Annotated in this window: 27 protein-coding genes; 14 read left to right on the plus strand and 13 right to left on the minus strand. The window is 55.7% G+C overall.

Annotation, left to right across the window (positions count from 1 at the left end; all coding sequences use genetic code 11):
- Positions 1-3: 3 nt before the first annotated feature.
- From B9A24_RS02985 to B9A24_RS02995, 3 genes are all read right to left on the minus strand, one after another.
- On the minus strand, positions 4-327 hold the full coding sequence (locus tag B9A24_RS02985) for a chaperone modulator CbpM (RefSeq protein WP_084443677.1): 324 nt from the start codon (positions 325-327) through the stop codon (positions 4-6).
- A gap of 45 nt (positions 328-372) precedes the next feature.
- Positions 373-1,320 (minus strand): DnaJ C-terminal domain-containing protein, encoded by a 948-nt coding sequence (locus B9A24_RS02990; RefSeq protein ID WP_084443678.1) that lies wholly within the window; start codon positions 1,318-1,320, stop codon positions 373-375.
- Positions 1,321-1,437: 117 nt separating this feature from the next.
- Positions 1,438-1,776, minus strand: coding sequence for a DUF3140 domain-containing protein (locus B9A24_RS02995; protein WP_084443679.1), 339 nt, complete (start codon positions 1,774-1,776; stop codon positions 1,438-1,440).
- Between the two features lie 169 nt (positions 1,777-1,945).
- On the opposite strand from B9A24_RS02995, the gene B9A24_RS03000 reads away from it, so the two are divergent.
- Positions 1,946-2,359, plus strand: coding sequence for a DUF6799 domain-containing protein (locus B9A24_RS03000; RefSeq protein ID WP_143434729.1), 414 nt, complete (start codon positions 1,946-1,948; stop codon positions 2,357-2,359).
- Positions 2,360-2,423: 64 nt separating this feature from the next.
- On the opposite strand, the gene B9A24_RS03005 is transcribed toward B9A24_RS03000, so the two are convergent.
- The 3 genes from B9A24_RS03005 to B9A24_RS03015 are packed head-to-tail and all read right to left on the minus strand — an operon-like array spanning position 2,424 to position 3,932.
- Complete coding sequence (locus B9A24_RS03005; RefSeq protein WP_084443681.1) at positions 2,424-2,618, minus strand: hypothetical protein; 195 nt, start codon at positions 2,616-2,618, stop codon at positions 2,424-2,426.
- 39 nt (positions 2,619-2,657) lie between these two features.
- Entirely contained in the window at positions 2,658-3,047 is a 390-nt protein-coding gene (locus B9A24_RS03010) for a septal ring lytic transglycosylase RlpA family protein (RefSeq protein WP_084443682.1), read from the minus strand.
- Positions 3,048-3,083: 36 nt separating this feature from the next.
- Positions 3,084-3,932, minus strand: a complete 849-nt coding sequence (locus tag B9A24_RS03015) for a glycoside hydrolase family 25 protein (protein ID WP_084443683.1) — start codon at positions 3,930-3,932, stop codon at positions 3,084-3,086.
- 117 nt (positions 3,933-4,049) lie between these two features.
- Between B9A24_RS03015 and B9A24_RS03020 the strand changes: the two genes are divergently transcribed.
- Positions 4,050-4,331, plus strand: coding sequence for a VF530 family protein (locus tag B9A24_RS03020; protein ID WP_084443684.1), 282 nt, complete (start codon positions 4,050-4,052; stop codon positions 4,329-4,331).
- Between the two features lie 40 nt (positions 4,332-4,371).
- Positions 4,372-4,695, plus strand: a complete 324-nt coding sequence (locus B9A24_RS03025) for a hypothetical protein (RefSeq protein WP_084443685.1) — start codon at positions 4,372-4,374, stop codon at positions 4,693-4,695.
- A gap of 84 nt (positions 4,696-4,779) precedes the next feature.
- Here the strand turns inward: B9A24_RS03025 and B9A24_RS03030 are convergent, their stop codons facing one another.
- Entirely contained in the window at positions 4,780-5,160 is a 381-nt protein-coding gene (locus B9A24_RS03030) for an Hsp20/alpha crystallin family protein (RefSeq protein WP_084443686.1), read from the minus strand.
- Positions 5,161-5,399: 239 nt separating this feature from the next.
- Between B9A24_RS03030 and B9A24_RS03035 the strand changes: the two genes are divergently transcribed.
- Positions 5,400-6,083, plus strand: a complete 684-nt coding sequence (locus B9A24_RS03035; RefSeq protein ID WP_084443687.1) for an alpha/beta hydrolase — start codon at positions 5,400-5,402, stop codon at positions 6,081-6,083.
- 63 nt (positions 6,084-6,146) lie between these two features.
- Here the strand turns inward: B9A24_RS03035 and B9A24_RS21965 are convergent, their stop codons facing one another.
- The 3 genes from B9A24_RS21965 to B9A24_RS03045 form a co-directional block, all read right to left on the minus strand.
- Positions 6,147-6,317, minus strand: a complete 171-nt coding sequence (locus tag B9A24_RS21965; protein ID WP_159451928.1) for a hypothetical protein — start codon at positions 6,315-6,317, stop codon at positions 6,147-6,149.
- Between the two features lie 39 nt (positions 6,318-6,356).
- Positions 6,357-6,674 (minus strand): Hsp20/alpha crystallin family protein, encoded by a 318-nt coding sequence (locus tag B9A24_RS03040; protein WP_084443688.1) that lies wholly within the window; start codon positions 6,672-6,674, stop codon positions 6,357-6,359.
- Positions 6,675-7,002: 328 nt separating this feature from the next.
- On the minus strand, positions 7,003-8,034 hold the full coding sequence (locus tag B9A24_RS03045) for a Gfo/Idh/MocA family oxidoreductase (protein ID WP_084443689.1): 1,032 nt from the start codon (positions 8,032-8,034) through the stop codon (positions 7,003-7,005).
- A 609-nt stretch (positions 8,035-8,643) separates the two neighbouring features.
- Between B9A24_RS03045 and B9A24_RS03050 the strand changes: the two genes are divergently transcribed.
- On the plus strand, positions 8,644-10,242 hold the full coding sequence (locus B9A24_RS03050; protein ID WP_234996937.1) for a family 43 glycosylhydrolase: 1,599 nt from the start codon (positions 8,644-8,646) through the stop codon (positions 10,240-10,242).
- A 42-nt stretch (positions 10,243-10,284) separates the two neighbouring features.
- Here B9A24_RS03050 and B9A24_RS21465 read toward each other — a convergent pair whose 3' ends face one another.
- Positions 10,285-10,485, minus strand: coding sequence for a hypothetical protein (locus B9A24_RS21465; RefSeq protein ID WP_143434730.1), 201 nt, complete (start codon positions 10,483-10,485; stop codon positions 10,285-10,287).
- 6 nt (positions 10,486-10,491) lie between these two features.
- Here B9A24_RS21465 and B9A24_RS03055 point away from each other — a divergent pair, with 6 nt between their 5' ends.
- The 7 genes from B9A24_RS03055 to B9A24_RS03085 all read left to right on the plus strand — a co-directional run bounded on the left by B9A24_RS03055 (position 10,492) and on the right by B9A24_RS03085 (position 20,373).
- Positions 10,492-11,049, plus strand: coding sequence for a GNAT family N-acetyltransferase (locus B9A24_RS03055; RefSeq protein ID WP_084443690.1), 558 nt, complete (start codon positions 10,492-10,494; stop codon positions 11,047-11,049).
- A 314-nt stretch (positions 11,050-11,363) separates the two neighbouring features.
- A complete protein-coding gene (locus tag B9A24_RS22560; RefSeq protein ID WP_084443691.1) occupies positions 11,364-12,695 on the plus strand; it encodes a DNA/RNA non-specific endonuclease in 1,332 nt (443 codons plus the stop codon).
- A gap of 561 nt (positions 12,696-13,256) precedes the next feature.
- A complete protein-coding gene (locus tag B9A24_RS03065) occupies positions 13,257-17,522 on the plus strand; it encodes a PKD domain-containing protein (RefSeq protein ID WP_159451929.1) in 4,266 nt (1,421 codons plus the stop codon).
- A 159-nt stretch (positions 17,523-17,681) separates the two neighbouring features.
- On the plus strand, positions 17,682-18,050 hold the full coding sequence (locus tag B9A24_RS03070) for a BlaI/MecI/CopY family transcriptional regulator (protein WP_084443693.1): 369 nt from the start codon (positions 17,682-17,684) through the stop codon (positions 18,048-18,050).
- On the plus strand, positions 18,050-19,432 hold the full coding sequence (locus tag B9A24_RS03075; RefSeq protein WP_084443694.1) for a M56 family metallopeptidase: 1,383 nt from the start codon (positions 18,050-18,052) through the stop codon (positions 19,430-19,432). The genes B9A24_RS03070 and B9A24_RS03075 overlap by 1 nt, the downstream gene beginning before the upstream one ends.
- Before the next feature lie 69 nt (positions 19,433-19,501).
- Positions 19,502-20,050 carry a hypothetical protein gene (locus B9A24_RS03080; RefSeq protein ID WP_143434731.1) on the plus strand — a complete coding sequence of 183 codons (549 nt, stop codon included), beginning with the start codon at positions 19,502-19,504 and terminating at the stop codon, positions 20,048-20,050.
- Positions 20,051-20,115: 65 nt separating this feature from the next.
- Positions 20,116-20,373 (plus strand): hypothetical protein, encoded by a 258-nt coding sequence (locus tag B9A24_RS03085; protein ID WP_084443696.1) that lies wholly within the window; start codon positions 20,116-20,118, stop codon positions 20,371-20,373.
- A 192-nt stretch (positions 20,374-20,565) separates the two neighbouring features.
- On the opposite strand, the gene B9A24_RS03090 is transcribed toward B9A24_RS03085, so the two are convergent.
- Positions 20,566-21,420, minus strand: a complete 855-nt coding sequence (locus B9A24_RS03090; RefSeq protein WP_084443697.1) for a pirin family protein — start codon at positions 21,418-21,420, stop codon at positions 20,566-20,568.
- A gap of 272 nt (positions 21,421-21,692) precedes the next feature.
- On the opposite strand from B9A24_RS03090, the gene B9A24_RS03095 reads away from it, so the two are divergent.
- Together B9A24_RS03095 and B9A24_RS03100 are read left to right on the plus strand one after the other, a co-directional pair.
- A complete protein-coding gene (locus B9A24_RS03095; protein ID WP_084443698.1) occupies positions 21,693-23,798 on the plus strand; it encodes a M13 family metallopeptidase in 2,106 nt (701 codons plus the stop codon).
- 272 nt (positions 23,799-24,070) lie between these two features.
- Positions 24,071-24,505, plus strand: coding sequence for a hypothetical protein (locus tag B9A24_RS03100; RefSeq protein ID WP_084443699.1), 435 nt, complete (start codon positions 24,071-24,073; stop codon positions 24,503-24,505).
- Positions 24,506-24,564: 59 nt separating this feature from the next.
- On the opposite strand, the gene B9A24_RS03105 is transcribed toward B9A24_RS03100, so the two are convergent.
- Positions 24,565-25,254: a haloacid dehalogenase type II gene (locus B9A24_RS03105; protein ID WP_084443700.1), complete on the minus strand. Its 690-nt coding sequence runs from the start codon at positions 25,252-25,254 to the stop codon at positions 24,565-24,567.
- Positions 25,255-25,391: the final 137 nt, after the last annotated feature.

Genomic DNA, 25,391 nt, shown 5'->3' on the forward strand with positions numbered 1-25,391 from the left:
CCACTACAGATCTACTAGCGGGCCGGATTTATTCAGATAATACTCCAGCTGGGCAACGCGGGCGCGCTGCCGGGCTAGCTCGGTTTGTAGCTCCAGCAGGCGGTGGCGCATGGCCAACACAATGTCGATGCCTTCCGCGCTCAGCCCTAGCTCATGGCGCAGGCGGGCCAACCGGGCCAGATTATCAGGCTCGGCGCGGAGTGTATCGGGTGCCTCGGCGGGATGCAGCAGGCCGAGGTCTACAAACGCATGCAGGTCCGGCTCGCTCAGGCCGTAGCGCGTGGCGCAGTCGTGGAAGGTGATAGTGATGATGGACAACGTTTCCATAGCAGATAATAAATAGCGGGTGGCAACGGCAAGGGCTAAAGGAGGTTAAGCAGCTTCGCCCCGAAGCTGCGCCAGCTGCCGGAACAGCTCTTTCTCTGTATTTGTGAGGTGCTGCGGCAACGTCAGATCAAGCCGCAGATACAGGTCGCCGAACTGGCCGGGCTGCTTATAAATCGGAAAGCCTTTGCCTCGCAGACGTAGGCGCGTGCCGTTCTGCGTTTCAGGCTTCACATTGATTTTAACCGGCCCCGACAGCGTCTCGACCACCTGCTGCCCACCCAGCAGAGCGGTATAAATGCTCACTGGCACATCCAGCGTGAGGTCGGCGCCGGTGCGGGTGTAGCGCGGGTCGGGGGCTATGCGGAACGTAATGTAGAGCGAGCCGGCCGGGCCACCATTGCGGCCGGACGCACCCTGGTCGCGCAGCCGGATAGTCTGGCCATCTTCGACGCCGGGCTGAATGTTGATGCGCAGCTTTTTGCCATTCACGGTGAGCGTGCGCGGGCCGCCTTCGTAGGCTTCGGCCAGCGTTAACTCTAGCTCGGCCTGATAATCCTGGCCGGCGCTGGCCCTGGCAGAATGCCCCCCAGCACGGCCATCGCCCTCCATACCACCAAAAATGGAGCTGAAGAAATCGGAGAAATCGGTGTTGCCAAAAGGGTCGCCGCCCCCGGCCTGGCCGTAGCCGCCAAAGCCTCCGGGCTGCCCGTACTGCGACCAGTCGAAGCCTCCCCCGCCGGGCCGGCCGCCCCCGGCGGTTTGTTGGTAGCGCTGCCAGTCGGCGCCTAGCTGGTCGTATTTACGGCGCTTTTCCTCGTCGCTCAGTACTTCGTGGGCCTCATTTATCTCTTTAAACTTGCGCTCAGCCTCCGCATTATTGGGGTTCACGTCAGGGTGATACTGACGGGCCAGCTTGCGGTAAGCCTTCTTGATCTGGTCGGTAGTAGCCGATTTGTCCAGTCCTAACACTTTGTAATAATCCTTGTAGTCCACTTCGTGAGTTGATGATGGTTGAATACTGAATATTAACTGAATAAACTGCCCCAGCTCTTAGATGTCAACTTACGAGCGCCGGTAGCCTGAAGTAGAATCCAGCATACATCAAGCAGCTTACTTTTTCAGCGGATCGTGGCCCCAATTCATCAGCGAATAGCGCCAGCGTGAGTGCTCTACGTCTTTTTCTGGTCCTTGAGCCAGATGCCGGCTAATGTACGAGTGAACCTTGTGCATGTGGGTCTCATCCGCTTCCGTCAGATCCGCTTTTTTCTTGTTCAATATCTCAATAATCCGCTCGCCCGACTTGTGGCCGATGCTGGTGCCGTCGCCGCTATCCTGGCCCACCGAGTTGGATTCCTCCGTAGCAAGCCACTTCTCCAGCTCGGATGCGGTCATGTTTACCTGAGCCTTAAAATCGGCGTAAATATTGTCTGATGCTTTCTCGGTCGCCATATAACTTGCTGATTTAGACAAGAAAATAATACGTCACTTCAATGACTCTCTGTTCCTTTCTAACGCGCCTGACTTAAGGCAGGTTGCTGGCTTGTGGTGGCACGCTACCCAGTGGCGGTTCGTTGCATTCGCTTCACTTATTTCTCCCACCCTCAATCTTTTTATCATCATGAGATTTCGCAGCATTGCGCTTCTGACTTTTGCCTTGACTACCAGCGCTGTATCCGCCTCAGCGCAGGCTAAAATGCCCCCCCGTAAGGTCGCAGCCCCCCGCCCCAAGCCGGTAACGCCCGGCGTCGCCACCCTGAAAGATGACGTGATGATGAAGGAGGGCAAAGTACTGGTAACTCAGATGGGCCAAACCAGGGCGCTTACACAGGAGATGAGCCTCACCAACGGCACCAAGATTACCCCAACCGGCAGCGTTGTGACGGCGGCGGGGGGTAGCGCCCAACTCCAGGAAGGTGATATGATGTCGCTGAGTGGCCGCCTCACGACGAGTGCTCAAAAAGCGGAGCAAGACAGCCTCCTTTTAGTGAAGAAAGAGAACCTGAAAATAAAAGGCAAGAAGAAGAAAGGCTAGCCTGCGCTAGCTACGAACAGCCGGGCGGCCCAGACTATATTAGTTTGGGCCGCCCGCCTATGTTTTAGATTTGGGTGTAGTCCAATAAAATAAGCGTGGCCTCGGCATCGTCGCGGGCTTCTACTACTTCATCCATCACATACTGAATTTCGGTATCGGTCCAGGCTTGCGCTTCGGCGGCTTTCACGAAGGCGGCCAGCGCCGCGAAGCGGCCCGGCGTGGCGGGCACCGTCCAGCGCACTTTTTTGCGGATTCTCATGCGAAACAAATAGAAAAATCGGGTAAAAAAGCCCCCAGCTTAGCGCGGGGGAGCTGCCTTCACCACCGTTACCTGCACCGGTACCACGCCAGCGTCAATCAAATCAATTTTGCGGGCGGCTTTGCGTGATAAGTCAATAATGCGGCCTTTCACATGCGGGCCCCGGTCCGTGACCGTGACTTTGACTGAGCGGTTGTTGCGCGTGTTGGTTACGCGCACCACCGTACCGAAGGGAAGGGTATTGTGGGCGGCCGTCATCTTGTTGGGCCGGTATACGGTGCCGCTGGCCGTTTTGCGGCCATTGAACTTGTTGGCGTAGTAAGAGCCCTGACCGCTCTGGGTGAAGGTGTTGGCGCCACCGGCGCAGGCGCTCAGTAGCCACGGTAAGCTGAGCAGCCAGCAAAAACGACGAAAGGAAAAGGGAAGCATAAGCAAATATAGATGACACCAGGCCGGAGCCTGCACTCACTCCGACTTTTCCGGAATGCGCATGGCCAGCAGCATGGCGAAGTTGCCCTGAAATACGTTGAAATCGACCGGCCCGCGAATACCTGGCACATGCGATTCGTCGCTGTGCTGCCAGATAATCCATTTGTCGCGGGGCAGGAGGGGCTTTTCCACTTCATAATGCGCCAGCCATAAAGGATACTGATCGAAGTGCCCAGCTAAGTGGCGCTTGTAGAAGTTGTAGTTGGTATACAGGATGGGGCGCACGCCGTAGTGGCGCTCTATCAGGCGCAACCAGGTAGCTACGTTGCGCCGCATCACCGCCACGTCGTGAAAGTTTGGAGCTTCCACATCGAGTACGGGGGGCAAATCGCCGGCGGCCAGGGGCACGTTGCGCACAAAAAGATCGGCTTGCTGGGCGCCGTCGTAGTTGGGCTGAAAGTAGTGATAGGCCCCGCGGTAAATACCCACAGCCTGCGCCTCGCGCCAGTTGCGCTGGAAGCGAGCATCGCGCAGCGTAACGCCTTCGGTAGCTTTAATAAACGCAAAACGCACCTGGTGTTCCGCCACTTCCGGCCAATCGATACGGCCCTGATACGACGATACATCAATACCGTGCACCGTGTAGCCGGTTAGCAGCGGTGTCTTCTCGCGGCCCGTCAGCTGATGAGCCGTGTACTTGGCATAAGTCAGCCGCGCATAGCGGTTGATCTGCCGCCAGTACCGCCCGTAAAAAACCATTGCCGCCAGCAGCAATCCCAGGCCGATGAGCAGGGGCAAACGACGCCGGAGGGGGGCGGAGTGGCGGGCAGCAGGGCGTCGTCGGGGTCGGTTCATCAGCGTAGCCATCGCAAAGGTAACGCACATACGTGCCTCGCTCGTACCTAAGCTAGTGGTTCCGGCGCAGAAAAAGCCCCCCAGCTACCACAGTTTGCCTGCCAGTCCCTGCTTTTCCCGACCTTTCGCTTCTTAACGCTCCGCCACATGGCTACTTCCAATCTTTCCGACGCCCGCGACGAATCGGGCCACCTCATCCGTGAGCTGCACGGCATCACCCTGGCCCAGATTCTGGAATACCTCGTGGCTCATTATGGCTGGCCGGGGCTGGATGAGCGCATTCATATCAATTGCTTTGCCGTCAATCCCAGCATCAAATCCAGCCTGGTATTTCTGCGCCGCACGCCCTGGGCCCGCACCAAAGTGGAGGAACTCTACATAAAAACCCGAAGTAAGGAGATTTTGAGCAAGAAAAACGAAGTGCAGTAAGACTGGGGGGCAATTATGTATCTAGCGTTTTAAAGTAAAAATGGCTGACGTTTCGCAGAAATCGGGTTCCCAGGCGCTGCTGATTGGCTTCGTGTGCTTTGTGGTGTTTGAAACATTGACGTACTATATTCTGCGTTTTGCTACCTCGGGGCTGGGCAAGAGTGACCAGTATCAGCCCGAGAATACCATTGTCAGCAATTGGGTGAAAACCGTGGTATTTCTGCTGCTACACCTGCTGGTGATAGTGGTAGCGGTGCTCGTGCTCAGCAACCGGCTGCCGCGCCGGTATCGGGGGCAGGTGATGGGCTGGTTCTATCTGGCGCTCGTTACTGGTTTTCTGCTGCTGATACCGCTTTTTGATTAAGACTAAAAAAAGCCACTGCGGTTGGCAGTGGCTTCATTGAAAAGGTGTCGGTCGGTCCCGACGTTATAAGCAACTAAGCAGAGCCTAGCGCAATTTGATATCGATTTCACGGCGGCTGGCCGAATCCTGGAACGGAATGCGGATGCGCAACTCATTAGCCTCATGCACGGCGTCGATGCGGTCGAGGTCGAGGTTAGCGGGCAGATCCAGCGTTTGGGCAAATAGGGGAGCGCTCAACTGGTCGTTCTCTTCGTGGCGGTAGTCGCAGTACACGGTCAGGCGGTTGTTATCGAGCAATACGTGGAAGTTCTCGGGGCGCACAGACGGCGCTGCTACCCGCACTACCACACCCTTCGCCACCTTATCAACGCGCAGCTGCGCCTGGGCCGTGCCGCCGCCCAACGTGTTGAGTAGGTTAAGCTGGGGGGCAATATTGCGAATGAATTCTTGGCTTATCAACTTCATGGTTAGGTCTATTTCTTGATTGTGATGGGGTTATTTCAAACGATGTACCAACCTCTATTGTGCGTCATCAACGCCGGGTTTCGGCCACATTGACGCCTTAAAAGCTGTCTGAAACCCATGTAAACGGCCATTGTGGCATGTAGTGGCGTTGTGCTTCAGCGCAACTTTGGGCGCCTCCCAACCATGCCTTGCGCCGCTCTCGTATAGCATACTCTCGCTTACAGCATCCATTAGACCTTATGCAGCTCCAAACGTTTAATACGACGCGCACCGCCCGCTACTATTGCGTGGGCGAACCCGGCCCGACGATTCGTCACGTCTGGTTTTGCCTGCACGGCGAAGGCCAATCCGTTGCCGATTTTGCTGCCCAGCTCAGCAACCTTGTCACGCCCGAACGGCTGCTGATTCTGCCCGAAGCTTTGTCGCGCTACACGTTGCCACCCGCTCCCGATGGTACTCTGAGCACGGGCGCTACCTGGTTTGCCGCCTCCGACTTGCTGCCCGACCTCGCCGACCTCACCAATTACCTCGACTCCCTGGCCGAATCGATTCTGGCCGCCTGCCCGCCCAATACTCCCGTTACGGTGCTGGGCTACGGGCACGGCGCGGCCGCCGCTTGCCGCTGGCTGGCAAGCAACCGCATATCGTATGACCGCCTGATTCTGTACGCCGCCATCTTTCCACCCGAAATCGACCGCCGCGCCACGCTGGTCGGCCTACCCGACCGGCCGGTGAATGTAGTGACTACCACCGTGGAGATGTACACGCCCGAGGTCGCCGGCGAAGGGCTCGTGCAGGATTTGCTTGATGTGGGCCTCACGGCGCAGCTTAGCTACGTAGCGGAAGATGGCCTTACGCTGGCGGCCCTGGGTGCCGGTGCCGAAACCATAAACTATGAGCCAAACCCCAACCCTACGGAATAAAAAAGCCCCCCGAATTACTCAGGGGGCTTTTTTGTAAATTGCCTTAACGGCAAAGCACTGGTGTTAAGCCTTCATCCTTTTCGAGTTGCGGCTATCCGTCGAGTCGTTATAGGAAGCGCCGTTAGTCTGATTTTGGTCCTGCTGCATGTTGTAGTCGTTGCCATTCGACTGATTTTGTCCTTCGCCCGACTGCACGGATATGTCGCTGGCCTGCTGACCCATACGCTCCGACATCTGACCGCTGCCTATAGTTTGCCCCCCACGAATATCAATCTAGTGACGCATGGTTTTCTGGGTGTCTTTGGGTACCATCACATGCAGCACATTATCCTCAAACGAGGCTTCTATCTGGCCGGGGTCTACGGTATCGGGGAGCTGGAATGACCGCTGAAACGACCCATACAAGCTTTCTGCGAGGTGGTAGCGTCGGTCGTTCTGCTCATTCTGGAACTGCCGTTCGCCCGAGATAGTCAGGCGGCCCTGGTGAGAATCAACCTTAATATCATCGCGCTTCATGCCTGGTAGCGCTGCCTCAATCTGGTAGCCGCGCTCCGTTTCGTGCGCATCTACCTGGGGCGAAATGCTGGACAACTGCCCCGAGAAGCTACGGTATCGTTGAAAAACTGGTCGAGCATGGAGCTAAAAGGCGACTGGCCCATTCCGGAAAACGAGTCCTGATACTGCTGAATAGCCATGACGATAACAAAGTTTAAGAGGTTAAACCATTGTTTTCAAACACGCGCTTTTTACCGTTCTTTTCTTTGCTAGGTTTCACTAAAATATGCCTTTTTTAAGCTCATCAGGGTAGTTTTTTTAGTTTTATGACTAGGTTTCCCCGCATTATCTACTGATCTAAATACTTTTCTATGAAGGCTGTCCAATAAGTGGGTAAACTGCCTGTTTTTAGGGGCCAGCCTTCTTATAGGCTGTCATCACTTTGCTCCATCAACTCCATCTGCCACCGTATTTCTTCCAGCTTAATTGGGTAAGGAATTCCGTTCCGAATGGTTTGATACAAAGCCTCGAACAGCTGCATGTAGTCGCCTTTGGGGGCGGGATAAGAATGGGGGGTAAACTGACCGTCGGCGCTGGCTACCGTGAGGGTGCCCTCCTGGCCGGGCGCTTCCAAGCCGTAAGCGGCGTCCTGGGGGGCAATTCCTTGCTGAAGCTGGGTTTCCTGCACGTCGGTGCGGGCCTTACTGAAGCTGCCTTGCGTACCGTGGAGCACAAAGGAGGCTTGGGGCTGCGCCACTAGCAGGCTACTGGTCAGAAACACCTGCAAGCCATTGGGGTAGTGCAGGTGAAAGGAAAAGTAGTCGGGTACCTGCGAGCCGGGACGGAATATTCCGGTAGTCTTGCGGCTGAATAAGGGCTTGCCAAACATGCTAATGGCCTGATCTAGTAAGTGCGGGCCCAGGTCATACAGGAGCCCACTGCCTGGGATGGGCGTTTCCTTGAAGGCCTTCGTATTCAGGGCCATCTTGTAGCGGTCGAAGCGGAAGTGAACTTCGATGAGCTGGCCGAGCTGCCCGCTGGCTATCACCTGCCGCACGCTCTGAAAATCACTGTCCCAGCGCCGGTTTTGGTAAGCAAATACGTGTCGGTTCATGCGTTGCGCTAGCGCTGCCAACTCGTTTACTTCGGCCGAGGAAGTGACCAGCGGCTTCTCAATAAGTACGTGCTTGCCCGCTTCCAACACCTGCCGGGCCAGCTCGAAGTGCGTATTGCTGGGGGTGTTTACTACTGCCAGCTCAATTTTGGGGTCAGCGAGCAGGGCTTCCACGCTATCGTAGCTAATCAGGCCGGGGTAATCCTGCTGCGCCTGCTTGTGGTGGCGCTCCGTTATGGCACGCAGCGCAAAGCCGGGGTGAGCAGCCAGAAACGGGGCATGAAAAACCTTGCCCGACATGCCATAGGCCAGCAAGCCGGTTTGAATGGGATTCGTGGTCATAGTAAGGTAAGTAGTGAGCAATAGCAGGGCCCATAGTTAATCGATAGGAACGAAAAGCGAGCTATGGCAAGCTGACCCGTGCTTGGGTGAGGCGAGTTAGAGTAAAGGCGGTTAGTTAAAATGAATCTTGTGTGAATGCAAAATTCGGTATAGATTATTATCTATCTTAAACACAGCATATTAAAAATTTAGGTCTTCATAGCTCAGTAGCTATTGTTGGCAGAATGTTTGCAAAAAAGAGTCAAAAGGCACTTAATAAAATCAGATTTGTTTTTCTTAGTCCGCTGTTTAAAACCAGAGAGATTAGCTAATGGAAATTAAATCACTCCATTAAGTTTATAAAAAAAATACAGTTCACTCAAGCTTGTATTCTGCTCGCGAAAAAAGGACGGTTGCTCCGTCCTCCCCGCTTGCTTACCCTGGTGCTCCTACGCTGATGCCCGCCCTAGGATATTGGCTTCCACACTCTTTCTCCAATTCGTCTTTTCTGCTTCAACTGCCTTGAGCAACCACTCAAAGTACCCATACAGCTACTAAGGCTCGGGCCGCCCACCATACCTTGCCCTGGCTGTCGAGAGAGTCTACTTCCCACTCCTTTTTTCTCTGTTTGTGTCTTTCGATCTAGAAACAGGTGCCCTTGATGCCAGCTCGCCCAGCGAATGGCCTCTGCCTTACCCCGTGGCTAGCCAGCCGGTGGTCAATACGGCGCCCTCCATTGAGGCTGCCCCCGCGGTTATCTACGATAAGCTTATTCTGCCCGGCGACTTCCCCGATCCGACGGTCACCAAAATCGGTGATACGTATTGGGCTAGTGCCACTTCCGCCGAGTGGGGACCTGTCTTTCCGCTTCTGAAGTCCACGAACCTGGTCGATTGGGAAGTAGTGAGCTACGTGTTTCCGGATAAGCTGCCCGAGTGGGCCGACTGCAACTTCTGGGCCCCGGAAATCAGCCACGAAAATGGCAAAACCTATATCTGCTATACGGCGCGCAAAAAAGGCAAGCGTGGTCAGCTCTGCGTAGCCATCGCCAGCGCCGATGACCCCGCGGGCCCCTACACCGACCACGGTCCGCTGGTAGGGCAGCGCATGGGCTCCATCGATGGTTTCCCGCTGCGCGACGAGAACGGCGCGCTCTATATGGTGTGGAAAGAAGACGGCAACGCTTTTCGCAAAGACACCCCCATCTGGGCCCAGCGCATGAATGAAAGCCGTACGGCGCTGCTCGGCAAAAAGGTAGAGCTGTTCCGCAATGATACTCCCTGGGAGGGCTGTTTGGTAGAAGGCTCCGCCATTGTGCGGCAGGGCGAATACTTCTACATGTTTTATGCTGGCAATGGCTGCTGCGGGAAGTGCTGCAACTACGCTACCGGCGTGGCGCGCTCCAAAAAGCTGCTCGGCCCCTGGGAAAAATGCCCCCAGAACCCCATTCTGACCAAGAATAAAACCTGGAAATGCCCAGGCCACGGTACCGTGACGGAGTATGAGGGCCGTTGGTTCCTACTCCACCACGCCTACTACACCAACAGCCACGAGTTCGTGGGGCGTCAGGGGCTGCTGAGCGAGTTTACCTGGAACGCCGAGGGCTGGCCTGAGTTTGTGAATAGCAGCCCCCAGGCTGAGCCCCTGCGCGATTTGCGGGTGCTGAACGTGGACGACAACTTCCCCGGCAACCGTCTGTCGGCCGCCTGGCAGTGGCCCGTCAGCGAGCAGCCCACGGTGGGCGTCAGCGATGGCCAGCTGCTGCTAACAGCTCGCTCCACGGGCCTTGGCGCCCTAGTCGCTCAACGTACCTTTACGGCTACCTATAAAGCGGCCACCACACTCGACTATGGTGCCCTGGCACCCAATACCTACGCGGGGCTGGCGGCCATCGGCGACCCACACAACGCCCTGGCCCTGGTAGCCGGCAATGGGCATCTGCAACTGTGGCACATGCAGGGCAAAAAGCATCTGACCCTAACTGAAGTGAAGCTGGAGGACTGCAAGATGCTCAGCTTGCGCCTGGAGGCCTGGGGCGGCAGCCGCTTCCGCTTCGCCTTCAGCACGGATGGCGGCACCACCTGGCAACCCGTCGTGCTGGATAGCTTTGCGCTGAACGGTACCTACCTGCCCCCGTGGGATCGGGGCGTACGGATAGGCTTACTGGCTCAGGGCCCAGAAACCACCACCGTAGCCTTCAATAACTTTGCGCTGCGTAACTGCCGTTAGACATTTCCTCTATTATAGCTCTATATATTATAGTTTTATAAGTTAAAAAAGCCCCTCAGCACCAAGCTGGGGGGCTTTTTTATTGTATTTAAAACATGCGCTGGCAATCCGAGCAAGCGCCCGTCTTTTTAGCGGTCGGCTTGGTGAGAAGGCAGAAAGTATCCTTAGGATATAGTTTTTCCCTGGCTCATCTTCGAAGTCTTCGATAACTACGTTTAAAGTAAAAACTTTAAACTCCCGCATCTTCTAATGCTAGCCATTCGCCAAGCTACCACTTCTGACTTACCCGGTATTCTACAACTGATAAGCCGCGTGGTGCCGCTGATGCACGCGGCCGGCAATTATCAGTGGGAGGCGTCTTACCCCAATGAGGCAGTATTTCGGCAGGATATTGACCGGCAACACTTGTGGGTAGCTGAGCTGGGGGGCAAAGTAGCTGGCGTGGCCGCCCTCACCACCGACCAGGACCCGGAGTACGCGCAGGCCGATTGGGATGCCTCGCTGCCCGCACTCGTCACACATCGGCTGGCCGTCGATCCGGCCGCGCAAGGCCAGGGCGTAGCTGTTGCTCTGCTCAAGCAGGCGGAGAAGTTAGCCATTAAGCAAAAGCTGCCTGTGCTGCGCGTGGATACCAACTCAGAGAACCGCGCTACGCAGCAGCTTTTCCCTAAGCTGGGCTACCGCTTCGCGGGCGAAATCACGCTGGCTTTTCGGCCGGGACTGCGCTTTTTCTGCTACGAAAAAAAGGTGGTGAGCCTTAGAGAAAATATCCCAACGGACAATAAGAGCAATCTTAGTCAGCAGTAAAGCAAGCTACTGCCATCCTGCTCCGGTGTTCAGGTAGTATGCAACTGGCTGGGCTGGATTCGGTCATAAAACTTTACTCGGCGGCGTTTATCTCTAAAAAAGGCTTCTATAGCTATTGAACACTGATAGGGTCCCAAGTAGACTAAAATTACATAAACTCTATTTATTTATATTATACCATTATTTTATTGTTACGAATTACAGATATTTAAACTTTAATAATAGCTAAATTCTATTTAGACTGTATTTTTGTCAATGGGTTGCACAGGTTTGCGCAGCTGGAACTTAGTCGAATGCTTTTCTCTTGCCAGAATATGCCAAAATTTCTACGTAGTCCTTTTCGCTTTTTGTTGCTGTTTTCGTGCTTCGCTTTTCAAGCGGCACCCGCCGGTCAGCAAGCCACCAGCCTCACCGCTGCCAACCCCCAGGAATCCTTCGATACCGGAACCAAGGCCGATTACGCCGCCGGAAGTGTAGCCTTTGCTACCGGTACCTGGACTCTGACTGACGCCGTGCTGGGTAATGCCGAGGCCGACCGTAAGAACGGCGCGCAGGCGGTGCGCCTGCAGCAAAACGGTAAGCTCACCATGGAGTTCTTCGTGCCCAATGGTGCCGCTACCGTAGCGGTACAGCACGCCATTTACGGCTCCGACGCCAGTAGCAGCTGGGAGCTGTGGGCGCAACCCGAATCCTGCAACTGCAATAAGTGGACGAAGGTGGGCAACACGGTATTTACTACCACCAGCACCCTCCAGGCCGCCGCGTTTACCGTCAATATTGCCGGCAATGTCAAGTTCGAGATTCGCAAGACGTCGGGTGGAGCGAGCCGGTTGAATATCGATGACTTTGCCGTAACCGACTTCGGCGTTGCCCAGCCTTCTATCGACAACGATAACATGGCCCTGGGCAACCCAAGTGGTGCTATCACCGACGTTGGCTCTCCTAAAAACTACCTGATGGTGAAGCCTCAATTTACGTTGAGCTATAACCGCGATGAGGGCAAGCCCAACTGGGTAAGCTGGCACATAGATGCCTCCGACCGTGGTGACGCTAACCGGATTGACCTTTTTCGTCCCGATCCTACTCTTCCTGAAGGCTGGTATCAGGTGCAAGCGAATAGCTATACCAGCTCGGGTTTCGACCGCGGCCATAACTGCCCCTCGGCCGACCGCCTGGCCAACGCGGAGGATAACGCCGCGACCTTTTTCATGACCAACATGATGCCTCAGGCACCACTTAACAACCAAGGCCCCTGGGCCGACTTAGAAAATTACGCTCGCACCTTCTTGCCGGGCAATGAGGTGTACGTCGTCTGTGGCAGCTACGGTCTAGGCGGGACGGGTGCTAATGGTAGTGTCACTACCACCATCGATAATGGCCGAATTACGGTGCCTAACCGGACTTGGAAAGTCATCGTGATTTTGCCCGTAGGTGATAATGATGCAGCCCGAGTTACCTCATCTACCCGGGTGATTGCCGTGGACATGCCTAATACTAACTCTATCATTCGCGATTGGGGCTTGTACCGGACTAGCGTCGATGCCATTGAAACTTCAACTGGCTATGACTTGCTATCCGCTCTGCCAGTTGATGTACAGACTGCCATCGAATCAAAAGTCGATGCTGGCCCGGCTCCGGCAAACTAATTCCAACTTCCTGGATCTTTTCAAAACGACATAAGCGTCTATATGACAAGTTTTTACAAAAATGCCTGGAAGCTTGGGCAGTTGCCGGCTTTTCTGGTTTGCCTATTTTTCTTCAATGCGCAGCAGAGTTGGGGCCAGCTTGTTCCTGTCCCGCTAGCGAATGGTACTTACACAGAGAACTTTGCTGACATTGCTAACTGGGGTAATGACTTTAGCTCGGGTGTTGGTGCAAATCGATATAGCAAAGCATTTGGCCAACCCACTCTGCCCAATAGCAACACGGTATTCGCTGCCACTGCTAGCAGCGGTGGCGTACAAAGAGGGACGAGCACTACAGGCACAGCCGGTGCAATAGTATTGTTGGCTACGGGCACCACAGATGGCGCGAGTGCCGCCGCTTTTGATCTTAATCTGGATTTTTCGGGCGCTCCAACTGGAAACATCAGTTTAGATTGGGCTGAGGTTAATAACGGCACAATTGATAGCAACAGAAAGTCCACATTCAAGCTGCAAACCAATACTGGTGAAGGGGGGGCTTTTGTTGACCTACCGCACCCTAGTGTGGTCATCACGAACTACGTATCCGCTACAGGTAGCTTAACTGCCATTCCGTTGCCGGCCAGTTTTGCTAACAATCCAGGGGCGAAAATTCGTTTCTTCTTACTTACGTCGGGAGGTGGCAGTACTGGCAGCCGTCCAAAAATAAGCCTCGATAATATCACGGTAACTACTGGTTCTACGGGCACTCCGCCTACTCCCACAGCCAGCATCACGACTACCGCTTCTGCCTTCAACAGTCCTTATTGCGTCACGACCACTGCCGGCAGTGCTCCATTCAACGTAGCCTATACCAGCAGCGGCACCTTCACGGGCGGCTTCAAAGTGCAGCTGTCGAATGCTTCGGGCGTATTTCCGAGCAATGCAACGGACAACATTATCGGCAGCGGCAATAGCTCGCCTATTTCGGCTACTATTCCGGCCGCTACGCCGAGCGGCACTAAGTACCGGCTGCGGGTAATGAACGATGCGCCGGCTACCTACGGCAGCACCAACGGCTCCGACCTGACCATCAACTTAACGCCCGACACTAACCCGGTAACTGTAACGCCAGCCACTGCTCAGTCGGTACTTACTACCGGTACGGGCGATGCCCTTACCGCTAGCGCCGCTGCTACCTCTTCGTTCGCCTGGCTTTATGGTGCTAGTGCAGCCGGACCGTATTCTGCGGCTATCGGTGGGGCAACTACTGCTACTTACATTGTGCGAGGGGCAGATTTCCCTGGCGAGGGTACTTATTACTTGGTTGCGCGGGCAACCTTAGCTACTAGCTGTGGCACGGCAACGGGCTTGAGCGCCCCTATTACGGTAACCGTATCAGCACCTCCCACTAACCCCGCTCTGAGCGTCTCATCTACTACGCTCCCGGATTTTGGCAGCCTGGCCGTCGGGGCCGGAGCTGGGCTGAAGAGCTTTACGGTGGGGGGCAATAATTTAAAGGGAGGCGTCACCATTACGCCGCCGGCCGGGTTTGAAATCCGGACTGGTAATAACCCGTTTGCTTGCTGCACCATTGAGTTGCAGCCGACTGGTGGCACTGTCCCAAGCACCACGATTGATGTTCGCTTTGCCCCAACGGCTACTCAGGCGTACAGTGAGTCGATTCCGGTAAAGAGCGCTGGCCTGCCTGATCAGGCGGTAGCAGTTTCGGGTACGGGCGTCAATGCCATTTATCCGGCCACGCTAAGCACCACGGCCATCACCGACTTAACCCCGACCAGCGCTACTACGGGGGGCACCGTAGCTGCCGATGGCGGCAGCGCGGTAACAGCACGCGGCGTTGTTTGGGCTAAAACGGCTAATCCAACTTCTGCAGGTACTACCAAAACGGCCGATGGCGCGGGTACAGGGGCTTTTGCCAGCGCTATTACCGGCCTGGTGCCGGGCACTACCTATTTCGTGCGTGCGTATGCTACCAATGGCGCGAGCACGGCCTACGGTGAGGAGCTTTCCTTCACCACCGTAACGGTACCGCTGGCCGCCGAGCCAACCGCAGCGGCTACGCTCACCGCCAGCCAGGTAGCCAGCACCTCGCTCCAACTTGACTTGAAGGGTGGCGACGGTAAGAAGCGTCTGGTGGTAGCTCGCCGCGGCACCGCCGTAGATGCCGAGCCTGTTGACGCTACCACCTACACCGCGGAGGCAGAGTTCGGCAAAGGCAGCGTGCTGGGGGTAGGTAACTTCGTCGTGTACAACGGGACCGGCGACAACGTAACCGTAACGGGTTTGCGTGCTAATACCACCTATCATTTCTCTGTCTTCACCTTCAATGACAACGACACGCCCTATGCTGAAAACTACCTGGTAACTACACCGGGTACTTTAGCCCAGGCAACCTCGGCTGCTCCCGCCGCGCTGCTACTGGAGGAAAACTTCGATTACGCAGCTGGGTCGCTGCTGACGGCTAATAACTGGACGGCACATAGCGGCGGCGGCACCAACTCCATTGCCGTTACGGCTGCCGATGGCTTGTCTTACTCCGGCTACAGTGCCAGCAGTGGCAAAGCCGCCGCCACCGTTGGTAATGGCGAAGATGTTAACCGGCAATTTGTAGAGCCTGTCTATGCTGGCACGCCGGTGTATACGTCCTTCCTGGTAAATGTCGCGAGTGTAAGCACTAGTGCTGAATACTTTTTTCATCTCGGGCCAGCAGTAGTAGGGTCTACCTTCAAGGCTCGGTTATTTACGCGTCCTGGCATTGCGTCGGGCACAGTACAGTTCGGTATCAGTGGGAATGGTGGAACCATCAACTATACGACTGCTAGTTATCCGTTAAATACTACCCATTTATTGGTGGTTAAATACGCCTTCGATGAGGTGGGCAGCAAGACTGAGTTGTTTGTCAATCCGGCGGCTGGTGCTGAGCCCGCTCCGGCCACTGCTGGCGTTGCCGAAACAGGTAGCTCCCCGGCCAATATTGGCGCAGTGGCAATCCGCCAAGGCACCAATGTTCCGAAACTGACAATCGACGGCATTCGGGTAGGCAATAGCTACCGGGTAGTTCGTACGGGCCTTGTTTGCCTGGAGCCGGCGCCGGCCTTCACGGCCGCTCCGGCTTGTGCTGGCTCAGCCACCGCCTTCACCGATGCTTCTACGGTAGTTGAGTCCAACGCTACGTATGCCTGGGACGTGGAGAGTGATGGTAAAGTAGACTACACTACCGTCGGCAACATCAGCCACACGTACGCGGCGGCTGGTACTTACACGGCTACGCTGGTTATTACGCAGGGCGCTTGCTCCGCTACATACACGCAGAAAGTAACGGTGCGGGAGTTGCCAACGGCGACGTTGAGCGGCGACGCGACTGTATGTGTGGGTACTTCTGCCAAGCTGACCGTGCACCTGACCGGTGTTGCGCCCTGGAACATTGGCTCCTCAACCAACGGAGCTGCTGCCCCAACGGCTCTGACCGTAACAGCTACTGACGTCGATGCTGACGGAAACTACACGCTGGTTGTAGCGCCAAAAGAAACAACCACTTATGCCTTGACTTCAGTAACGGACGGCAACTGCACGGGCACGGCTCTGACGGGTTCAGCCGTTGTAACTGTTACAACGCCTCCTGCCCTGACGGTGCCTTCCATCCCGACGGCTAACACCGAGAATGATAAGTGTGGTGCCTCGGTTGCTTTCGCTGCTACGGCCACGGGTGCCCCGGCCCCCGCGCTTGTGTACAGCATTATGAAGGAGGGAGTTAATACCACCATCACTTCCCCTTACTTCTTCCCGGTAGGTACTACCATAGTTAAAGTTACGGCCACCAATAGCTGCGGTACTGATTCGAAGACCTTTGCGGTAACGGTGAAGGATAAGCAGGCACCTACGGTACTGATCCGGAACTTGACTGTGACTTTAAGCAGGGGCACCGCCACTATCACGGCGGCGCAGGTAGACAACGGCAGCACGGATGCTTGCGGAATAGCATCAATGATGCTGAGCAAGAGCACGTTTAGTTGCGACAATATTGGGATCAATAAAGTAACCCTGACTGTCACCGATATCCACGGTAACGTGGCCAGCCAGACGGCCGACGTCGATGTGAGAGGCACGGTTCCAACCCCTGTTGTCGCCTTTACCCCCTCTTCAACCGTCTACACAGGTGGAGTTCCTACAAACTTGTATCTGGGCTATGGCCCACAGAGCCTGACCCTCACCGCTTCGGGTGGTAGCAGCTACCAGTGGAGCCCATCGACTGGTCTGAGCAACGCGAGCATTGCTAATCCTGTTTTCACGGCTACCACTGCCGGAACATTTGCTTACACCTTAACAGTAACCAACGAGTTTGGCTGTACCGCGACGAAGTCCATATCGATAACCGTGGTAGAGGTGCGGGGCGGCAAAAAGAACGAGCAGATTTTGCTATGCCACAAAGGGTCAAAAGTTTATGTAAATCCTAATGAGGTTGAAGATCACCTGTTGGGGCATAAAGAACAACTCGGCAGCTGCGCGGGCACTACGCTCACCGCTTCGGCCGCGGCTACGTCTGTGACCACCGAATACGCTGCTACTGCCAACGTGTTTGAGGCGTATCCTAACCCCTTCACCGAGCGCGCTACCCTGAGTTTCCGCACGGCCGAAACCGGGAAGGCGCAGCTGTTGGTCTACAACTCGATAGGTAAGCTGGTAGCCACCATCTATGATGGCGTGGCAGAAGGCGGCCGCACTTATGAGTTCACGGTAGAAGGGGCTGCCTTGGCCGAGGGCGTGTACACCTGCCGTCTAACCAGCAAGGGTAAAGTAGAAACCAAACGTCTGGTGCTGGTGAAGTAACCTGCTTGGCGCTTGTAAGCGCAATATTTTGCAGAGAATAAAAAGCCCCCCAGATAAGCTCTGAGGGGCTTTTTTGTGTATTATTTATTTCTTCTGAAAAATATTTACAACCTATTACGAATCTTTCGTATAATTACGAAAGATTCGTAATATTTATTTATGGAAAGACTAACCCAACCCGAAGAGGAAGCCATGCAGGTGCTGTGGCAGCTCAATGGCGGCTTCACCAAAGACGTGCTGGACTCGCTGCCCGAGCCGAAGCCACCCTATACCACGCTGGCCTCCACCATCCGCAATCTGGAGCGCAAGGGCTATCTGCGCAGCGAAAAGCTCGGCAACTCCTACCGATTTGCCCCCCAGATTGCCGCCGAAGAGTACCGCAAGCGGTTTATGAGCGCCTTCGTGAGCGAGTACTTTAAAAACTCCTACAAGGAAGTCGTGTCCTTTTTTGCCAAGGATGAGAAGATCAGCGCCGAGGAGCTGAAGGAGATACTCAGCATGATTGAGAACCGCCAAGCCAAGGAATAATGACGGCGCTGCTTGTTTATCTGTTGAAAGTGAATGGAGCGCTGCTGCTGTTCGCGGGCCTGTACTACGTGGGCTTGCGGCGGCTGACCTTCTACGGCCTGAACCGGGCGTACTTGCTGTTTGCATTGCTCTTCTCGGCCTTATATCCAGTTCTGGACGTGGCAGCCATAGTTGCCCCCCAGCAGCAAGTAAGCGGTTCGCTACTCACCATATTGCCAAACTGGTCGGGTACGGTGGCTGCTTCTGCGGTGCCACAGCTAAGCTTGGTTGGTGCCCTTGTCGCTGCTTACTGGACGGGCGTGGTGGTGATGAGCCTGCGCTTGCTGGGGCGGCTTTTCTCGCTTTACCGTCTGCACCGCGCCTCTGTGCCGGATAGGGTAGGCGAAGTAGCCGTGCGGCGCTTGCCTGAAGTAGGTAGTCCTTTCTCCTTCGGAGCCATTATTTACTTAACCCCTGCCCAATACCCCGCGGCTGAGCTGCCCGCTATTCTGCACCACGAGCAGGTGCATGTGCGGCAATGGCACACGCTGGATGTGCTGTTGGCCCACGTAGGTCAGGTGTTTTGCTGGTTCAATCCGGCGGCGTGGTGGCTGGGGCGGGCTATTCAGGAAAACCTGGAGTTCCTGACCGATGACGTCGTGCTGCGTGCCGGGGTGGTTTTGCCCAAAGTATATCAGTATAGCCTGCTCCGGCTCAGTGGCCTGGCGCCGGGCGCGGCTTTAGCCAATCATTTTACATTTCTCACTCTCAAAAACCGGATAGCCATGATGAACAAACCCTCCTCTGCCCGCGCACATCTGGCGCAATACGCACTCGTGCTGCCGCTTGCCGCCGTGTTGCTGCTGGCCTTTACTACTTCACGCGCTGGACAATCCGCTTCCGCTAACCCAGCAAGCGTGCAAGTCGGTGGTGTGAAGTATTATCTGGATGGGCGGTCTACTGTGCAATCGGTAGTGGAAAAGCCGAATACGACCCCAGACGCCATTGCTAACGTGCAGGTGTTGAAAGGTGAAACGGCACAGGCGCTAACTAAAGATGCTGCAACCGGCGTAGTGGCGGTGACTACTAAAGGCAACGAGCGCCTGCCCGCCGTGCAAGCGTTGAATGCTAAAATTATCAGGCTGCTGCCGGATGCGGATACCAAACCTGAGGAGAAAGTAGTTTCCATCAGCAACCTACACCCGGATGCGCTGGCTTATATCACGCAGCATTTTCCGGGTCATCGCTTGGTAGAGCTGCTGGAGGTGAAAGAGAGCGGAGCAACTGAGGTGCGCTACAAAGCCGTGATTGCCATGGGCCGCCGGCCGAAGTATGTGGTGTTCGATACGCAGGGGAAAGCGCTGGGCAGCTTCGATGCTTCCGGCAAGCCGCTGGCGGAGTAAGAGGCCGTAGCGGCAGCGTTTCGGCAGAAGCTTAAAATTCATTTATCTCATTCTTATCCACTTCTTGTCATGACAAACAGAAAGAAAATCGTTGTGGGCCGTGTGGCCAAGTGCTTGCTGGTTAGTTCATTGGTTGTTGCCTTGAGCTTTAGTATCGTTGCCCCCGTTGCCCCCGTTGCCTATGCTGCCGTACCAACGGCCGTGGCGCAGAGCGTAGCAGGCTTACCCGACGGCGTGCTTTATTACTTGAACGGGCAGAAAGTCAGCAAGGAAATAGTTGAAAAAATAGCGCCTGAAACGATTGCCAGCATGAATGTGCTGAAAGGCCCCGGCGTGCAGCAGGTACTAGGCAACGTGCCCGAGCAACAAGCTATTCTGGTCACGACCAAAGGCAAGGAAAACGCCGCGGCCGTAGTGGAGCTGAATAAAAAGCTGAACCGCAGCGTCGACCTCGCTGGTAAGCTGCTGCTCATTGATGGCAAGGAAGTAACCCGCGCGGAGTTCGAGCGCGTGCTGCCCGCCCAGCCCCAGCAAATAACCGTTCTGACGCCGGAGAAAGCAGTAGAAGCCTACGGGGAAAAAGGCGAAAACGGCTCGGCGTCGATAACGACGAAGTAGCTACCTGGCCAAACCCCAGCGCTGGCTTGCCGCGTAGACGGTGGTTCCATTCATACCCGCCTGCCATGCCGCTCCACCGCCAGTTATCCGATAAGCTCAGTAAACTACACGAGCCTTCCGCGACCATTGATGACGTGTTCAAAGGCCACGATATCACCTTCATTACCAATGAAAACGGCGAGCCCGTCACCCTGTTCATCGGCAAGCGCCGCCCCGATGATATTATTATCGGCGAGCGGTACAAGCGCACTATCAAGCGGGTGCCGGGTAGCTCGCAGGTAGTATCCAGTCATTGGGATTTAAAAGGCAAATCTCATCTATAAAAAAGCCCCCAGAGTATTTCTGGGGGCTTTTTATAGATGTAACTGTTGAAAAAGGCGGTCATGCTGAGGTCACGAAGCATCTCGCGTGTTTAACAGGATTACTAATCCAACATCAGCACGCGAGATGCTTCGACAAGTGGACGCCAGATCAAGCATGATGGCCTATTGGAGTAGACTCTTAGGAAGAAATCACTACCCTTCCCAGGTACCAAATTTACCGGCGCGATAGTCTTGATATGCCTGCTGAATTTCGGCTTCCGTGTTCATCACAAACGGGCCAGCGGCTACAATGGGCTCCTGAAACGGCGCGGCGTGGCCGAGCAGCACCACAGCATCCGATAAGGCTTCAATCTGTAATTCGTTGCCGTCGTGGTTAAACTCCAGCAGGCGGCGAGCTTCGGTTTCCTGACCATTGACGCGCAATTTACCCCGGATGGTGTAAAAGAAAATGGTGCGCTCGGCGGGAATAGTCAGCGCCAATTTGCCCCCCAGGCGCATTTCAACGGTAGCCAGCTGCATATCAGTGAGGGGCTGCATGGCGCCGGCCGTCCCGAACCAATCACCCGCAACCGCATGAAGTATAACGTGGCCTTCGTCCTGCGCTACCTTCGGAATGTCGGCTTTTTGCAGGCCGGTGTAGCGGGGTTCGGTCATTTTGTGCCTGGCGGGCAGATTTACCCACAGCTGCAAAATCTCAAGGTCGCCGCCGGTGCGCTTGAAGGCGGGCGACGAAATCTCGGCGTGAATGAGGCCGCTGCCCGCCGTCATCCACTGAATGCCGCCGGCCTCAATCACGCTTTCGTGGCCGCCGGAATCCTGGTGCATGATGTCGCCGGCCAAGATGAACGTCACCGTCTCGAAGCCCCGGTGCGGGTGAGGGCCAAAGGGCAGGCCGCGGTTGTTGGGCCGATATACTTGCGGGCCGTGGTGGTTCAGAAACAGAAAAGGATCGAGGTGCTCTACTGATTGCGTGGGCAGGGCCCGGTAGGTAATCAGGTCGGCGATGGGGGCGCTAATGGCTTGGTGCTGTTGCTTGATGGTGCGCATAAGCTGGGGGCAAATAAGACTTGAATTGGCTCGCGGGAAGAAGCACCAGGGAGCCACCCAACAAGTTTACGGCCGCTGGCAGGTTGTGGTAGCACTATCGTTGAACGACCCGCGTAGGTGCCTGCCGTGCTACCGTTGCTTATCAGTTACGAGAATGAGGTTTATTTGTAAATCGCCAAAATGCCGGGCCCGTCCTGGCGGTGCAGCCTATACGAGGTCAGCAGGTCTTTCACTGGCTTTTTACCCCCCGAATCGTCAATTCCAATCCTTCTATGAAAAAACAAGTTGCTTTAACCTGGACTTTGGCCGCGGGCTTAGTGCTGACGGGCTGCGCCACCAGCACCCCGGCGTCGGATACCACCGCCACCGCCGCATCAGCACCGACTACTGCCACTGCGGAGCCCACCATCAAAGGCGTAGGCATCGACGTTGCCGACATCGACCGTTCGGTGGAGCCCTGTGAGGATTTCTTTCAATTTTCCGGTGGCAACTGGCTTAAAACCAATCCTATTCCGGCCTACGCCTCCAGCTGGGGGCCACGCAACCTGCTCGGCGACCGTACCCAGGCGCTGCTACGCCAGCTTCTGGAAGAAGCTGCCGCGAATACCAGCGCCGAGAAGGGCAGTAATGCCCAGAAAGTAGGCGACTATTATGCCTCTGGTATGGATTCAATGGCCATCGAAAAGGCCGGAACCACTGCCCTGAAGCCGGAGTTGGCCCGCATTGCCGCTACCAAAGACCTCAAGAGTCTGCCCGCTACGGTGGCATATCAGCAGCAGCTGGGTACGGGGGGCTTTTTTCGGGCGGGGGTTTCGCCCGACCGCAAGAATAGTACGGTGTACGCCGTCAACCTGAACCAGGGCGGCCTGAGCATGCCCGACCGCGACTATTACCTGAAAGACGACGCACGCTCCAAGGCCATTCGGGATGCCTTCGTAACGTACATGACCAATACGTTCCAGCTCATAGGCGACCCAGCGGCAACGGCCACTAAAAAAGCGGCTGCCATTCTGCGCTTGGAAACTCGCCTCGCGAAGGCCTCCAAAACCCGCGTGGAATTGCGTGACCCTAACGCCAACTATAACAAGATGACGGTGGCGGCCTTTCACCAGCAGTTCCCCACCATTGGTCTGCCCACTATTCTGGCTCAAAACAAGCTCGGCACTGCCAAGGAAGTCATCGTGGGGCAGCCGCAGTTTTTTCAGGAGCTGAACGCGGTACTGAAAACCGAGTCGCTGGCTGACCTCAAAACCTATATGCAGTGGCAGCTGGTTAGCTCCGTGACGTCGGCTTTGCCGAAGGCGTACAGCGACGAGGCTTTCCGGTTTGCGCAAGTACAAAGCGGTGCCAAGCAGCAGCCGGTACGTTGGAAGCGCATGCTGGCCGCCACCGATAACACCCTGGGCGAGGCCTTTGGCCAACTCTACGTGGATAAAGCCTTCTCGCCCGAAGCCAAGCAAAAGGCCCTGGATATGGTGGCCAACGTGAAGGAGTCGATGGCCGAGCACATCCAAACCAACACCTGGATGAGCGACGCCACCAAGGCCGAAGCCCTGAAAAAGCTCAATGCGTTGCGGGTTAAAATCGGCTACCCCGATAAGTGGAAGGACTACTCGGCGCTGAACATTGCGCGCGATTCTTACCTACAAAACGTGCTGAACGCCCGCAAGTGGAACTACCAGCAGAACGTGCAGAAGTACGGGCAGCCCATCGACCGCAATGAGTGGAGCATGACGCCGCCCACCATCAATGCTTACTACAACCCGCCGATGAATGAAATCGTGTTTCCGGCCGGCTACCTCCAACCGCCCTTCTTCGACCCTAACGCCGATGATGCCGTGAATTATGGGGCAATCGGGGGCGTAATGGGCCACGAAATGACGCACGGCTTCGACGACCAGGGCCGGCAGTATGACTCGCAAGGCAACCTGCGCGACTGGTGGACGAAAGCTGACGGTGAGGAGTTTACGAAGCGCGCTGCCGTGGTGGGCACGCAATACAGCGCCTTCTCACCGCTCGACTCGGTGTACGTAAATGGCAAGCTGACCATGGGCGAAAACCTCGCTGACTTCGCCGGTCTGACCATTGTGTACGCCGCTTTGCAGAAGCAATTGCAAAAGCAGTACGGCAACGGTCCGCGCCCCAAAATTGACGGTTTCACGCCGGAGCAGCGCTTTTTTCTGTCGTGGGCGCAGCTGCGCCGCACCAACATCCGGCCCGAAGCCCTGCGTCAGCAGGTGCTCACCGACCCGCATTCGCCCGGCCAGTACCGCACCATCGGCCCGCTCATGAACATGCCGCAGTTCTACGAGGCTTTCGGCTGCAAGGAAGGCCAGAAAATGGTGCGCGCCGAAGCTGATCGGGCTAAAATCTGGTAGCATAGTATAAAGTCAATTTCACTAAAAAAGCGCCCCGTACCGTACGGGGGGCTTTTTTTTAGTGGGTTTCCATTATAAAGGAGATCATAGGAATGTCATGCTTTGCTACCGCTCTGCATGACAGTTGCCGGGTAATACAACGGAGCAAAATGCTCCGTTGCCGCTTCATGCGCGGAACGCTCCGTATGACATCTCACTTGGTAAGCGGCTTCCAGCAATCAATACATAATGCGTCGTAGCTGCCTATATTCGCCCTCCACTCCCTCGTACTTATGGCTGCCGAGAAGCTACCCGAACTGCTGCAAACCAATTACCGGTCTGACCTCAACCTGTTCGTTGGGCGCTGGGGCTATCAGCCTGCGTCGGAGCTATTGTCCCGCACTTATGAGCAGCTAACGCAGCGCGCCTTGGAGTGCGGCTGCCGCTTCTGGCTACAGGATATCCGGCGGCGCGCCTTCAACGATCCGGACATCACCCGCTGGCTGCTCACCAGCTATTTTCCGCAGATGGCTACGAGCTTGGGTGGCCGCTTACATGTGGCTTATTTGACGAGCCCAACTTTGCTGGAAACCATCGTCAACGGCTCAGGCTACGTGCTGCCTGGTGCTTATGAGAACAGCCCATTCGTCATCGCTTTTTTTAGCACTGAAAATAATGCGATGGAATGGCTCCACCAGGCGCAAGGTCGTGAGTTGCTGACCTCGTGAGCTTAGTTGCTGGCCGACGAGGCGGCATAAGCTGCGCTCCGAAACCTCTGGGGGGCTTTTTACTCGATAATTTGCTTCGCCACTTCCACCAGCGTCTTTCCCTGATAGGTGGGCGAGGGTGCCAGCGGATAGAGGGTTTGGCCCTTGCGCGCAATGAACCCGGCCGCGAGCCCGGCGTGCAAAGCGCCGGCAATATCCCAGCCGTGGGCCGCAATCATGATGGCGGAGGCTGGCTCGGTGCCGGCCTGGCGCGCGGCAGTCAGGTAGGTGTCTGGGTGAGGTTTGTAGCAGCGCTGATCGTCTACGCTCAGGCCCTGCTCGAAATACTGAATGATATCCGCATAGCGGAGCTGCTGATCCAGCACACTGCGGGTTGAGTTGGTAAACGCCACCAGCGAATAGCCCGCTTTCGACAGCATTTTCAAGCCCTCGGGCACGTCTTTGTGCGCCGGCAGCTCCGTCATAAGGGCCAAAAGCTTATGCTTCTCGGCCGACTTCAGGGGTTTTTCCTGCAGCATATTGGCCGTCATGTCCAGGGCCGCGTCGCCGATGGTGCGGAAGTCGTGGTAATGATTCGTAACCGTATCTACCAACGAATATTGAAGCAACAACCCAAACCACTGATGAAAGGCTGCCTTGTTGCTGAAGGCTTTGATGAGCGCGTTTTTCAGCTTACTCATGTCCAGCAGCGTTTCGTTGACGTCGAAGAGAATAAGCTTGGAGGGACCGGTAGAACGGGGCTGGGGCATACGTGAATAGGCTGGTTAATAGAAGGAGCGGGCGTGAATACGCGTTATTCCCATACGCATACCGTCGTCGCCAGATACCCGCCACTACCAAAAATATTGCTCAATTAAACGCAGTAAGAGGAAGGCAAGCGGCAAAG

Origin of the sequence: Hymenobacter roseosalivarius DSM 11622, assembly GCF_900176135.1 — a bacterium.
Lineage (GTDB): Bacteria > Bacteroidota > Bacteroidia > Cytophagales > Hymenobacteraceae > Hymenobacter > Hymenobacter roseosalivarius.